The sequence below is a fragment of the Pseudoalteromonas sp. CST2 genome (genome assembly GCF_028599385.1).
Classification (GTDB): Bacteria; Pseudomonadota; Gammaproteobacteria; order Enterobacterales; family Alteromonadaceae; genus Pseudoalteromonas; species Pseudoalteromonas atlantica.
The window spans coordinates 11,992-25,858 of sequence record NZ_JAQREO010000003.1; the positions used below are offsets into that span (position 1 = coordinate 11,992).

Here is a 13,867-nt window from a genome sequence, read left to right on the forward strand (position 1 = left end):
TCACTCTCACTAATTACACTATAATTAAGTCCTAGAGTACTTTCGTACGACAGTAACCATAAAGAGGCTAGAATAAATCAACCCCAATAGAGCTATTAAGCTTGCAAAAAAATGCCCTAACTCGGTTTTGGGATAAAAGTCTCCATAACCAAGAGTAGTGAAAGTTACCACTGAATAATAAGCACTTCGTGAAAGTTGCTCCCAGAAACTTAAAGCACCTTCATTTTTATTCACTGTAATATCCAATGCAAAGGCAAAAAAAGTAGATAAAATTAGAATCAAAAGGCAATTCCAGAGTACACGTCTAGGGCTCTCCCCATAATTTGAGCTCATTCGATATAAAAACAAAGCTATCTTCGATGACTTTGTTGCTTCTTGATACTCTAGATTTTTTTCTTTTTTAAACACCTTCGAAGCTGATTCATGATCGCCAAAAAGTTGATACTGCAACCTAGCATTTTTTAGTAGTTGCATCTTACTACCATAGCTATGCTCATCTACAATTTGAAAAGCTTCTTCGTATAACATTGCTGCTGCCTGATGATTAGATAGTCTTACATAATGATAAGCAGCTCTTGATTTACAATCGCAAGACTCTGTTATTAAACTAGCCGCTTTTGCGGCATCTGAAGCATTTTCCCAAAACTGAATAAGTTCATCTTCATGTATCCCTCTATTTAATTCAGCACACTTAGCTAACCTAAAAGCACATTTATACTTTAACTCATGAAAATTTGTAGCCACAAGCTTTTGGTACAGCGCTTTGAACTCGTTTACTTTCCCTGAATGTAAACCTAGTGCCTCTAATTCAAGTAATCTCACTTCTTCATTAGTCAGATTAAAACTATCTTTCAGTTTAGTAGAAGTTTTTTCATTCGAGTTAATTGAATACCACTTTCCATTTTTACCTACTCTAACGCTATCTTGAGAACTTTCTTCTAGCCAATTTTGGAAGGGATCAAATTCATCACTTACAAACTTATCAACATCATCAAATTCTAAATCCTCAAAATAATCATCTCTATTTTCTAAGACAAAATCCTCTAGAAACTCTAAACCACTTACTTTTACATTCTCATTTAAAATATCAACCAACTGCTTTCGCGCAACCTCATACCATTCCTTCATACTATTCAGCCTCCTTAAAAGGGAGCCTTTCAATAATGTCTTTTAACCTTAAAAATAATTTTTCTTCTTCGAGCGTTAAATCTTCAAATTTATTTGTAAAACTAATAAATCCTTTTATTTTTTCGACTCTCTTTTCAGCATCGAAATCATAATCAATATTTTCAAGTAAGATGCCAGCCTCTAGCTGTTCTCTAATTTCATTAGTCTTCACACATTTTGCAAAAAACCTTAACTTAGAAGGGTTATTAATTTCTTGATAGCCATCCTCAGTAGGTAAAATAGCATCATAGATACGATGAAGATTGCCTGTATTTGTAAACTCTAGATCTTCCGTTGACCAACCTAACCATTCATCTTTAAAAAACTTATTTGAAGCTACTATTTCAGCAAATAGTGTAAACAATTTTGGTGATGCTTTAGTTGTATAATCAGGATCTCTTTTCATCTGTTGAATTGCTAAATAGGCTTCATGCTTTCTTTGTGCCTCATGCGGCCTCATTCCCAATAAAGTACCAATCTTTTTGTAACCTTGTTCTGCCATATCATTGATTAATTTCGCACTTTGGTATCCTCCCCATTGTCGAGGACCTGAAACATGCCTTATGCCCATTAATCGTTGAGAGTAATCTTTAACTTCTTCATCACTACCTTTGACTAGGATAACATTAATTTTCTTATACTTTTCTTGCAGTGATGTTGGAAAGTCATCCTCAAACTTTTCCTCATTTACCAAATAATGTTCATTAATAACCGACTTAAAAGCCGCTGTTCTTCTATTACCTTCAATAACGATATATTTTTTTAGTTCTTCTGAGCTGGTTAAATTATTCAACTCTTTGACAACAATTTTATCTACTTCTAAAAAACCATTTTTTAATATTGAGGTTTCCAAGTCTGAAATATTTTCACTGACCAATTTTTGTTGAATTTCATCCTGAACATCCACAACTTCATCATCAGAGTACTTTTGATCTTCTTCACCTTTGTTCAGTCGGTAGTTATTTGGATCCAGCATGAGCTGCGCTAGCCCGACTGTAATTTCTTTAGTCTTGATAGTCATATGCCTTTGTCACTTCCTTCAACTTTTATATACATTTAGATAATGCCAAGTAAGAAAGGATTCTTCTGGGGCATAACCTTTATCTCTTGGTAAATCTATCTCTTTTTGCTCAAAGTCCCAAAACAATTTAGACACTAAATCCCCCCCATTTACAGCATTTGATACTTTAACTGTCCTTTCTGGTGTAATTGTGATTGCCCCCTTATCTAGCGCTTTATGATGAATAGAACAAAGTGCTAAACCGTTACTTACGTTGCATGGGCCATTGAACTGCTTCCATTTAATATGCGCAGCCTCAAGAGCAAATAAATCGTCATTTATGCGCGCGTCGAACCCGCAAATTGCACATTTCCCGTTGTAGGCATTAAGCACTTCTCGTCTAAAGTTAGGGTCACGCTTTTGAACTTGTTTGAATGTAAACTCTAAACCAAGTTGAGCTGTAATTTCAGGCACAATACTTTCAGGAAAACTTTCCGAAAGTATTGTTTCTAGTAGCTCAATAGCAAGTTGTATATCGCTTTGTAGTAACTGATAGATCTCATCACTAAAACCGCCTGTAACTTGGTGCTTTATTAACTCGGATTTTTTAGCGTCAGTATTGCTACTTCTTGGAATACACTCCTCTGCGTTATCCAAACGCCATATACCATCATTGAACAAGCGCCAAAAAGGATACTCTGGATGATATGCCTTCCGTGAAGGGCCAAAACGCTTTAACAAAAGATGAACGTCTCTATCAACTTCATCTTCATAGCTAAACATTTGCCCATGACCCTGAATGTATTTTGCAAGTGCGTAAGCCATCATTAATGGTTTATTAGGCGCACGCTCATCACCACGGTTCCAACGTTTAACACCAAGTATGGCAGCACGTAATTCATTAGGCGTCATCCAATAATTCCCAAAACGCCTTATCTTTAATCCGCTTAATTTGTTTTTCACCATCAATATAAAGGCTGGTGTGTTTTTCAAGTTCTCGGATGTTTTTCATCAGCAGCTCTTGCTCTGACTTATCATCTTTGTTGAATATGCCTTTTATATCTTGGGTTTTTATTTGTGCTACGCGATGCACAATCCAGCTTAAAATGTACGCTGAATAGTCGTTTTCACTGGTTTTAAAATGTGTAATATCTTGGGTTGATAAAATAACCCCCACCCCGTATTCACGACCTTCTTTTAATATTTTGCGAAGGCTTGGGAAGTTTTGTGACATAAAGTTATCGGCTTCATCAACCAGTACTAGCTTAGTCACTTGCCTAAAGTCACCTTGTACTTCTGGTTTGCCTTGTTTTTGCATTTGCGAGTAGAACAAATCGAGCGTAAGCGCTACAACAAGATTTTGTATTTCACCTGGGTAGCCTGCCAACTCAACGACGGTAATGCCATCTACGAGATCGTAAAGCGACATGCACTTGCTAGTGTCGTCTTCAAATATTTCAAGTTCACAGATGCTCTCAAGCGCTGCATAAAGTGAATCTTCCGCTGGTTCGCTATCTAAAAACAATGACCATATATCCGCCATTGTTGGAGCCGGTTTACTCCACGTTGACTTGTTTGCGCGATCAATTCCGGCTAAATCATATGCTTCACCAATTATGCGGCGTAACTTCAACTGCTGTCTTTGACCCAAATTAAATGCTTTGCCCATAGTCTCTGAAAAACCACGCGCTGTGTGCACAGGTAACATGGGCGTATCACCAAATAAACTAAGCGGGTTATATGGCAATTTATGTAAGTTAAACTTTTTACCATTAGTGGCATCAATAAACTTATCGTCAACGTAATCTGATTTGTAATCGAAAATGAGTATACCTATTGGTTTACCATCAACATTATTGTGCTGATTACGATAAAGCTGAGTCACTACCGACTTAGTACACTGGGTTTTACCCGTGCCCATAGTGCCGATAATACCCGAGTTGGTATTCATAAATTTAGCAGTGTTGGTCGGCTCCCAGTAAACAGGCTCATTATTCTGCATAACATGCCCAACTAGTACTTTTAATGAGTCTGTTGACGTTGGCTTTGCAACAATGTTTGGCGCTGCTTCTTCGGCAACTTTAGGTAGAACCTCATCTACAGGTTTTGGTTTATCTGGGTCTATTTTTTCAACTGGCTTTATTGGTGTCACGCTACTTTTATTTACTGCTTCACCTTCAAGAATATATTGCTCGGGTATATAACAAAGCTCACTACTTTGAATATTGCTAAGTAATGTTTGCAAAGGCGTGCTTATAAAACGGTTTAAGTTAGCGCTTGGTAGTATGATTTGCAGAATATCGTCTTCAACGGTGTATTCTTCTTTGGCAAAATCGGCGTTTTCAAAAAATGCCATCATAAAACCTTGCGGGTAGTCAGCTAAATCGGCAACTTGGTAATCACCTTGTAACCACCACTCGCGATTGTTTTGTAGTTCGTTAAAGTAGTCATTCTCGTACACTTTGTATAATTCAAACTTATCAACTTGCATTAATACTTGGCGAATAAACAAGCCTCGGTATAAATGCCCAGCTAAGTCGTCACGACCAAATAAGTTTTCGACTAAATAACGCTTTAGCTCTTTAGCTTGTTGAATGCCTTTACCATGTGTGCGTTTTTTACCAATTTTAACTTCAAGCGGTAGCAAGTACATGTTGCTACCTTTAAAGCCAACAAATAAAACGTCGTCAGATATAGCGCCGCTTTTTATATTTTGTGAGTAGCGCGAGAAGTCACTATCACTCATTTTTAAGCCTATATTACCCGCTACACGGAGCATTTCGGCCACGCTCATTGGCACCCATGTAATATCGCTTTGATGCAGCAAACAGTTTACGTATTTATACGCACCTATTATGCTTTTTTTCTCTTTGCGGTCGTTGTCGTTACTGGTGATCATTTTAAGTAACCACTCACCATTAAACGCATTAAACTCGTCTATTAGGCCTTTAATACCTTGAGAAAGTACTTGGTCGTATAAGTCTCGGCGTTTGGTAACGGTTATCGCATCGTAGTTTGCAGAATTAGTAAAGTTGTCTGAGTAGTGGATCAGTACCGCATCTTTTTGGCCTTTAAAAAACTCAAGCGTCACTTTAGGGTCAATAATCACCGTCCAAACTGAGTTTTCGTATACGCCTTCAAGAAGCTCTGACAGTTGCCCCGCTACTTTTAAACCTAAGCCATTACTAGTTTCGTACTTTTGCCCGCACCATGCAGCTTTTGCCAAGCTGTTAAATTGACTGCTTAGTTTTAATGTAGCTGTACTATCAACATCGAGCTTATTAAGGCCAAAGGTTGTAAAGTACGTGTTTTGCTCTTGATATGCGGTTTCGCCAGCTAATAAGCCATGACAGGCAACACCGGTTTTTTCGGTTAGTACATCAACAGGTACTGGCTCTACTGTTGTATCGTTACGTACAAAGCTAATGTGTGCATAGTTAAATGTTGGCTCTTGTGCATTTAACTTAAACTTACTGTAAGTTATGCGATTTTTAAGCATATCGGCAATAGCATCGGCTTTGTCTTTTTCGCTACCTAGCTCAGCTAACTCTTTTAGTTCATCGTAACTTGGCGCATCAGCAAAATCATCAAAGTAAGTACGTTGTAGTGCTTTATCATAAATATTTACGTGAATGCGGTTTGCTTCGTCAGGGGATTTCTTTTTTAGGTAATCAACTAAGCCTAAAAATAGCGCGGTGTTGTTACCATTATTGATAGAGTTAATATAAACGGTTTCTTTACCGCCTTTATCAAAAAGGACATCAAACGCTTTTGTAAACTCACTTGTTTTTTGCCTTACTAATGGGCGTACATATTCAAGTGCTGCTTTTTTGTTAGAAACCAGTTTGCACCACATACGGTTCTCGGGCACAGCTTGGTTGTATGCAAAGCCGTCTGTTGCATGCCATACAAATGGTAATAAGCCTTCTGCATTTAAACGTTTAATTGTGGCTTTAGGTAATGTATTAAAACTACTATCGTTTTCATCACTAGCACGTGTTACAAGCTGAGCAAAGTAAGCGAGTGTTAATGGGTGCAGCGGCGTTATATATTCTTGGTCATCAAATTCAGTAATCCCTATATTTACTAGCATGTTTGCTTGCGGAGATAACAGCGATTTAGTTTCTAATTTATCGACTTGCGCTAAGTAGCACTCAACAACTTTATTTGCTAAACCTAAAAACTCGCCCCCCCACGAGCAAGTACTTATAAGTGCCTTTCGCTCGTCTAAGTAATCAAATAGTGATTGGTAAGCTACAAATAAGTCTGGGAATGCGCTTTCAATATTTTCTAATGTAACTTCAGGCCTACCAGCAGCTTGTGTTGCAAGTATGCGCTCATCTTGTAGTTTTGCTTCCCAATTTAATAGGTTTTTACGCATACCTTTAGGATTCAGGTCTTTCCCATCAATAACGACTTTTTCTTTCGCGCGATTGTATAAGCCATTGAAATTATCACTGTATAGACGGTTGAACAGGTTGGTATCAAGCACTAGTGGTAGGCTTAATGTATCTGACGAAACAGCGCCATCCACTTCAAAATTAAGTACATGCGATCCACTTTGAACTGCAAAGGTTAATGTGTCTGTTTCATTGGCAAACTGTGCAAAATCTACAGCCTGTGTTTGGTTAACTAGGAAAGTTTGGTTTGATTGCGTAACTTTTGCAGGAGTTCCTTGAGCAGCAATCTGTAGAACCCCCGCATTTGTTTGCAAAGTTATAAGCTGCTTGCGTGGTACCAGCAAAAAGCTATCGGCTAAATCATCAAGATAAAAAGCGCCCTGTGGAATAACTAAAACTCTGTATTTAAAACGCTCTTGTGGTTTTTCGCGTTTAAAATCAACACTAAAATAAAGCGGTTGATTATTAAAGGTTCCCGAAATTTCAGCAATACTACGTTTTTGAGACCGATTATTTACATCAAGAGTAATTTCTTCTTTAGTGTGCTGTAGTTTTAATTCATTTTTTTGAATTTTACCGCCCACAAAACTTGCTTCAATTTTAAAGTCAGTTTTGCCTTCTGGCATTTGAATGATTAAATGGCGTTCTTTTTTGTTTTCACGCGCTATAAAATCTATATCTGTGACTATTTCACTTTCAAACGACAATAGGTTTTCTTTATTGTCTCGGCGCTCTTTTATAATTGCGCCAAAATCGAGCTCTTCCCAATTTTGGCCATCTGCAAAATGAGTATTTACAAACTTTTCGCTAAGTTCTAAATCGCCCAGCTTTTCGACAAGCTCTTGCGGGTACTTTTCAACTATCTCGCTAATATTGCCGTATAACTGGTGGTTTTGTGATAGACGTTTATCTATCTGGTCTGTATCGTCCCAGCTTACAATTGTGTTGTCGTTAAATAACCCTAATTCGCTGAATTGAATAACGCCATCTTCTAGCGCATCATAAAGTTCGGTAAAACCGAACATAGTTGCGCCGTCTTCGATAATTAGTTTAAAACGGTGATCGAGCAGGCACTGCGATACTTTATCAGTACCGCTTATTGACGAAATAAGCTCACTGAGTGATTTTTTGATTGTTGAGGGATGCCAAACTTCACCAGCTTTACCTATGTCACGTGCTGAATTAATTAGCGTATCTAAATAAGAGTTGTGGATAACGAGTAATACACAGTCTTTTAAAGGGCCGTCTTGAGCTGATACTAAATCGCGTAAATGTGAGATAAAGTTTTCACTCAGCCCTTGTGCACTTTCGCTATGTACTACAGGTATTAACGTAGTTTTACCAAAAGTAATAGCAGGCAGCGTTTGGTTTATGTCATTAGTTTTCAATTCAACGCTTGTATCTGCCTTATTAAGCATTGCGTGATAAAGCTTTAAACTATTATCACTATCTGGCGAGCGAAACTGAAAGCGGCTTTCACCCTCAAAACCTTTAGTTGCCCACTGGCAAAAATGTTCAACTAAAAAGTCTTCATATAGTTTTTTTGACATAAACTGCATCTCCGCTATCACTCATTCTTTCTACGTTACCCATTCTTTCAAACAAATCGATTAAGCATTCTTCGCTGCTTTTATCAAAAAATACACCACGTTTTTGAAACTCAATTAACAACTCATGGAGCCTTAACTTTTCATTTTCACCAATACACAAATTAGTAAGCAATAGTAAGTAATCTTGGTTTAATACTAAAAATGAGCCTGCTCGGCGGCGGTTTTGTTCAAATGGCTTGATTAAGGTTTCTCGGGTGGCTTTTACAAAGTTATTAAAAGGAGTTTCACGCGTGTTACCTTTTTTAAATTGCTCTGTAAAAAGTTTGGCTAAATAACTGATTGCTTCACTTGGTGTTGCCGCTAAGGCTTCTTGACTCGTTAAACTTCTATTAATGTAGAATTCGACTGCATACTTGTTTAAAGCTTTTATATCTGTATCAGCAAGCTCTTCAAATAGGTGCCATAGAGGAACAATTTGTTCTTTAGTATCTTGCAAACTTTCGTTTAGTGCCAAGTATGGAAAAAGTGAATAGCTAGATTCAATAACTTGTTTGTGTCCATGCAGTTGCAATTTAGTACGCTCTTTACTGGCTTTTTCACTGTCTAAAATAAAGTAGCAAGGCTTTATCTCGGGCTTTTGAGCCCAGCCTTTTATATTTAGTGATAGTTGGACTGTATATAAGAAACCATATAGCTTTAAAAAGGCTTTAATATTTTGCAAAAAATGCCCTGGGTAGCTAACCAAAAAAGCCAAGTCTTTTTGGAATTGTTCTGATAAAAAAGGGAGGTAAGCGATATTTTGCTTGCGTACTCTTTGGTCTTTCTTAGTCACAAGTGGTGAGTCAAAAACCTTTTTTACTTCTTGTTCTAAAAAGTTAAGCTGCGCTTTTGGAGCATTAGCGACTTCAACATCACCCATTAAGCTATTAAATAATGATGTAAGCCGCTCATCACCTGAGTTACTTTTATCTGGGTTTAATACTTTCAACACTTGCATCTCAGGCGCTATATTTAGCACCTGCTCATTATCAAAATACATTTTTTCGATAACATGCCAAAACGATTCGCCGTCTAACTTATCAGTAAAATGCGTTTTACATAGCTTTTTAAAGTCGTCGAGTGACTCAATGTTTTTTTCAAGTTTAAGACTATGTAGAGACTTAATGAAAAAACCAACTACCGTTTCCCAATCATACTTATTGTTAGTACTATTAGCTGATATAGGGAAATAACTAGCTGCACTATTATTTTTTGGTTTTAACTCTTTTAATAATGGCATTTATTAACCCTCACTAACCATAATGTCTTCATCATCAAGTTCTAGATGATATTTACCATCTACACCTGTAATGATTATTTCTTTAGCGGCCTTTGCTTGCTGTACAATCTCTGCGGCTAACTCATCTAGTAGTATTACCGAATTTTTGTCATGTTTATTAGGCCGATAACCATTGTTGATATTAATAAGTAGCGACAAAAGATTAATATTTATTGGCAGCTTGAATTTTCTATCTTGCAGCTTTAAATGTGCATTAAATGTTGCACTGCTAGCGGGGGGAGATGCTGCAATAGATTTAGAATCCATTGATAAATCTGCTGGGGCAGCAATTTGGTAATCTCCGAAATCAGATAATAAAAAGAATTTTTTACCTAACTTTGGAGCGTTACGATTTATGTAGGTACGAATAGCTGAAATTAAAGTATCTCTATAAAACTCTTTTAAGCTGTTTTTTTGTTTGCTATCGCCACTGTAAGCTTTATGTAGCTGGTAAATAGAAATGTAACTTTCGATTAGTCCTTCGTTGAAGTCATCTGTAAAATTATAATGATAATTATTAGCGAAATCGTCGTACTTAAGTAGGTAAAATAAACGTAAGTACTGCTCACCGGTATCAATATTAGTAATACCTAACTGGTTTAATGCATTCTTGAATACATCAAACTTCCCATCTGGCAAACCAAGATCGTAAGCAAGAATAAAACGATCTACTTCTTTGGTGCGAAAGTGTGCAGGGTCAAAATTTTCAATTTTATTTGCAAGTTCGTTATCTCCACCGGCAAATAAGTTGTCGAATAAATATCCTTCACCGAGTAAAAGCTCGTGAATAAAATCGAGTAATGCACGCGCAGTTAAAAATTGATCTCGCATTAAACGCGCTTTAAGAAGCAAATCAATAATCACTTTTTGAACAGAAGGTAGACTAAGTAATTCAAAGTTTGCTATTAACCGCGAGGTTGATGGATCAAGTAATTGAGCTTTTTCTTTTTCAAGAAGTTGTCTAATAATATTATCTTTGGGTTGAGTGATTCTTTGTAATAGCTTTTCTGCAAAATCACATTTATAACCATCTTCACCTATTTCAAATTTTGGATAGTCTTCAAAGTTAATAAAAATAGCAGTGTCATCTTGGGTATTTTTATTTTTAAGATATTCACTAATTTTACTACGTATTAATTGATTTTGACCTTCTTCAGCATAATTACCTAGCATACCAGCGTTTATGCCAACAACTAGGGGTGAGTTTGAAGCTTCAAACTCATTAAATACTTTATCTAATGTTTGAATTGCTGTGCCATGGGGATCAAAACTGTGAGTAGCATCTAAATGAAATTTTACTCTAGAGCCAAAATTAACTTTAGCTTTAGTTAATAGTTCTGATTTACCGTCGCCACTACTACCACATAAAAACAATATTTTTTTATCGTTTGCACCAAAAGACGAGATAGCTTTGTTTACAGCAGTTTCGATTGGCATTTGAATATACAAGTATGACTTTACATCATCCAAAATATTTTGATTTGTAGAGCTGCGCTCTGTAGACACAGCATAAGGGGATGACTTTGATAAGACGCTGAGGGCTTCTTTCAACCGCATAATAATATTCCCAATACAGAGCGGCTTTATTAAACCGCTCCTTGGTTTGTCTATTTAAAACTAACTTACCGTTAAGTTAGTATTCATTTAGAAACAATTTACATGATAAAGCTTAAAAAATATAGGCTTTTTAGGTAGATACGGTATGAAAATAGTACGCCTATATCATTAATTATTGTGATTGCTCAAATTATCGATAATACGTGATCATTATTTGAACTTTGTTTATAAACAATAAGCTACTATTAAATATTGCCAGCATTATCAGCTGTAGCGCTTTAGCACAGTGCTGTAGTTAGCAATAATTATCTTCTTAAAACGTTAACTCTCTCCTTTTTAGATACATTTTTTTACAACTTTAATGGTTCCTTCACCATTATATTATTTTGCTAGGTTATACTGTTTTAATAACGTACAAAAAAAGCTTACCTCAGAGACTTAATGAATAAATTAATAATCTTACTATTGTGTGTGTTGTTTAGTACCTCTTGGGGTGTGTTTGCCTGCGAAAGAACACTTAGCGTTGGCGCACATGATGCTTTTTGGCCGCCGTATGTAATGGGCATTAGCGGCCAGTTACAGGGTAAAGAGGTGGATGCGTTAACTGTTATTTTTAAAGACTCGCCTTTTTGTTTTGAAATAAAAATGCTGCCTAATTCTAAACGGGCTTTTACCGAGCTGCGCCATGGCCGAATAGACATAGGCTGGGCGGCAAGTTACACCAGTGAGCGTGCTAAATATGCTCATTTTACAAAGGCCTACCGCACCGAGGTAATGCGTTTATACGAAAACAAAAACAATCAGCATACGATTAAAAACTTGGCTGATATTTTTAACCAAGGTTTAACCATAGGCGCTAACTTTGGTAGTTATTATGGCGAAGAGTTTGAGCAGTATAAAAAAAGCCATAAAAAACAAATAGAATACACCAGCGCAACCAGTAAGCGCTTTGAAATGCTTAATAAACAGCGTATAGATTACGCAATAGAAGACGAGCTAGTAGGCAATTATTTAAGTAAGCGTGGTAACAGCTTAATGAAGGCGCCTACCATACCCGCTATTAATAAAGACCAAATACACTTAATGCTGAGCAAAAGAACAGTTACGCCTGATGAGGTTAAAATTATTAACGCGCATATAACTAAAAATAAAGCGGCACTTAAGGCGCTGTTTGAATGAATGTTTTGAGCTGTACGCGTGTGTTTTTATTGATGTGGGTAACGTGTTTGGGGTTATTTAGCGCTAAAGCCCAAGCATGCGATAAAACAATTAATGTAGGCACCAACGAGCGCTACTGGCCGCCGTATGTGGTACTAAAAAACAATACGTTAACAGGTGTTGAAATAGATATAATTAAAACCATTTTTAAAGACTCCCCTTTTTGTATAAATTTTACGTTATTACCTAACTCCTTACGCGCCTTAGAAGAGCTAAAACACGGCCGTGTAGATTTAATGTTTGCAGCAAGCAAAACCCGTGAGCGCCAAGCTTACGCCCATTTTAGTTTGCCTTATCGCGAAGAGGTAATGCTGTTGTATAAACATGCTGGCTCGGCAAATATTAGTTCGTTAGAGCAGTTATTTAAAAAAGGCTTAACAGCCGGCGTTAATCGCGGCAGCTTTTTAGGGCACACGTTTAAAACGTTAAGCGATAAATATAGCAAGCAAATAGTACTTACCAGCGATGCCGATAAACGCTTTGCTTTGTTAAATAAAAAGCGGGTAGATTTTGTAGTAGACGATTCGTTAGTGGCGCACCATTTTGCTAATAAATACACGGCTATTTTACCCGTTGAGCAAGTAGCGCCTATTAACGTAAATAATGTGCATTTTATGATGAGCAAAAAAACGATTTCTTTAGAAGAAGTTAACACTATTAATGCGCATATTGTAAAAAATAAAGCGGCGCTTAAGGCGTTATTTAAGTAATAATACCAACCCACATTAATACTTAATCATTTTCAGGGGCTAAATGTGTCGCTATCTGCGTTAAAAAATTCTCATTTAGAACAACTAAATAGCGAATTTTTTGCCTTGCTATCAACACGTTTATCCATCCTCAAAATAGATCACTTAATTATGCGGATTGGTATAAAAGGACGTTTTATGAAAATGTTTCTGTTAGCGTTTATAGTTTTGGTTGCGCAATTTAATGTGCTGGCATGCACTAAAACGCTAAAAATGGGCACCAACGAAACCAACTGGGCGCCCTATTTAATTAAACAAGGCAACGCCTTTGTAGGCGCAGAGGTAGATACGGTTAACGCTGTTTTTAAAAATTCGCCTTTTTGTATTGAGTGGGTTTATTTTCCGAGCTTATCGCGGGTTCAGCAAGAGCTAAAAACAGGCCATATTGATATTACCTTTGCGGCAAGTTATACAAAAGAGCGCGCCGAGTACTCTTATTTTACTGATGTATATCGCGATGAAGTTATGCTGCTTTATAAGCATGAAAACGCTAAAGATGTAATTAATTTGGCGGCGCTTTTTGAACGTGGCTTTATTGTTGGCGTTAACAGAGGCAGCTTTTTTGGCGCTGAGTTTGAAAAAATAAGAAAACACTACCCCAACCAAATAGTACTTACCGCGGATGCAAATACGCGCTTTGGTATGCTTAACAAAAAGCGAGTTGATTACGTGATTGACGACTCTGTTGTCGCAAAATATTTTGCTAAGCGCTACAACACCATTTTGCCGGTAAAAACGGCGCCAGCTATTAATGTTAATGGCGTACATTTTATGATGAGTAAACAGTCGGTCACGCTTGACGAAGTCGCTGTAATTAATCGCCTTATTAAAAATAATAAAGCGGCCATAGAGCGCATTTACAAACCCTATTAACCCGCGGCTTTACACTTATATAGATTCATAACCTA

The 13,867-nt window shown here is 37.0% G+C and carries 9 protein-coding genes; 3 read left to right on the forward strand and 6 right to left on the reverse strand.

All coding sequences use genetic code 11. The features are described 5' to 3' along the window. Positions 1–24 precede the first annotated feature (24 nt). From PSH41_RS04950 to dptF, 6 genes are read right to left on the reverse strand one after another with little or no spacing between them, the layout of a single operon-like run. A complete protein-coding gene (locus tag PSH41_RS04950) occupies positions 25–1,128 on the reverse strand; it encodes a potassium channel family protein (RefSeq protein ID WP_273588594.1) in 1,104 nt (367 codons plus the stop codon). A 1-nt stretch (position 1,129) separates the two neighbouring features. Next, a complete protein-coding gene (locus PSH41_RS04955; RefSeq protein WP_273588593.1) occupies positions 1,130–2,188 on the reverse strand; it encodes a ParB N-terminal domain-containing protein in 1,059 nt (352 codons plus the stop codon). 18 nt (positions 2,189–2,206) lie between these two features. Further along, a complete protein-coding gene (locus PSH41_RS04960; protein WP_273588592.1) occupies positions 2,207–3,079 on the reverse strand; it encodes a phosphorothioated DNA-binding restriction endonuclease in 873 nt (290 codons plus the stop codon). Further along, entirely contained in the window at positions 3,069–8,117 is a 5,049-nt protein-coding gene (gene dptH / locus PSH41_RS04965; protein ID WP_273588591.1) for a DNA phosphorothioation-dependent restriction protein DptH, read from the reverse strand. Before dptH ends, PSH41_RS04960 begins: the two co-directional genes overlap by 11 nt. Further along, entirely contained in the window at positions 8,098–9,396 is a 1,299-nt protein-coding gene (gene dptG, locus PSH41_RS04970; protein ID WP_273590061.1) for a DNA phosphorothioation-dependent restriction protein DptG, read from the reverse strand. Before dptG ends, dptH begins: the two co-directional genes overlap by 20 nt. Before the next feature lie 3 nt (positions 9,397–9,399). Further along, entirely contained in the window at positions 9,400–10,992 is a 1,593-nt protein-coding gene (gene dptF / locus PSH41_RS04975) for a DNA phosphorothioation-dependent restriction protein DptF (RefSeq protein ID WP_273588590.1), read from the reverse strand. A gap of 441 nt (positions 10,993–11,433) precedes the next feature. Between dptF and PSH41_RS04980 the strand changes: the two genes are divergently transcribed. From PSH41_RS04980 to PSH41_RS04990, 3 genes are all read left to right on the forward strand, one after another. Beyond that, on the forward strand, positions 11,434–12,171 hold the full coding sequence (locus tag PSH41_RS04980; RefSeq protein ID WP_273588589.1) for a substrate-binding periplasmic protein: 738 nt from the start codon (positions 11,434–11,436) through the stop codon (positions 12,169–12,171). Beyond that, positions 12,168–12,920 carry a substrate-binding periplasmic protein gene (locus PSH41_RS04985; RefSeq protein ID WP_273588588.1) on the forward strand — a complete coding sequence of 251 codons (753 nt, stop codon included), beginning with the start codon at positions 12,168–12,170 and terminating at the stop codon, positions 12,918–12,920. The genes PSH41_RS04980 and PSH41_RS04985 overlap by 4 nt, the downstream gene beginning before the upstream one ends. A 177-nt stretch (positions 12,921–13,097) precedes the next feature. Continuing rightward, the gene (locus tag PSH41_RS04990; protein ID WP_264391099.1) at positions 13,098–13,832 is read left to right on the forward strand and encodes a substrate-binding periplasmic protein; all 735 of its coding nucleotides are present in this window, start codon (positions 13,098–13,100) and stop codon (positions 13,830–13,832) included. Positions 13,833–13,867: the final 35 nt, after the last annotated feature.

Bases quoted from the DNA above. Each gene is read 5' to 3' on its own strand.
- PSH41_RS04950 (WP_273588594.1), bottom strand. From the start codon at position 1,128: ATGAAGGAATGGTATGAGGTTGCGCGAAAGCAGTTGGTTGATATTTTA.
- PSH41_RS04955 (WP_273588593.1), bottom strand. From the start codon at position 2,188: ATGACTATCAAGACTAAAGAAATTACAGTCGGGCTAGCGCAGCTCATG.
- PSH41_RS04960 (WP_273588592.1), bottom strand. From the start codon at position 3,079: ATGACGCCTAATGAATTACGTGCTGCCATACTTGGTGTTAAACGTTGG.
- dptH (WP_273588591.1), bottom strand. From the start codon at position 8,117: ATGTCAAAAAAACTATATGAAGACTTTTTAGTTGAACATTTTTGCCAG.
- dptG (WP_273590061.1), bottom strand. From the start codon at position 9,396: ATGCCATTATTAAAAGAGTTAAAACCAAAAAATAATAGTGCAGCTAGT.
- dptF (WP_273588590.1), bottom strand. From the start codon at position 10,992: ATGCGGTTGAAAGAAGCCCTCAGCGTCTTATCAAAGTCATCCCCTTAT.
- PSH41_RS04980 (WP_273588589.1), top strand. From the start codon at position 11,434: ATGAATAAATTAATAATCTTACTATTGTGTGTGTTGTTTAGTACCTCT.
- PSH41_RS04985 (WP_273588588.1), top strand. From the start codon at position 12,168: ATGAATGTTTTGAGCTGTACGCGTGTGTTTTTATTGATGTGGGTAACG.
- PSH41_RS04990 (WP_264391099.1), top strand. From the start codon at position 13,098: ATGAAAATGTTTCTGTTAGCGTTTATAGTTTTGGTTGCGCAATTTAAT.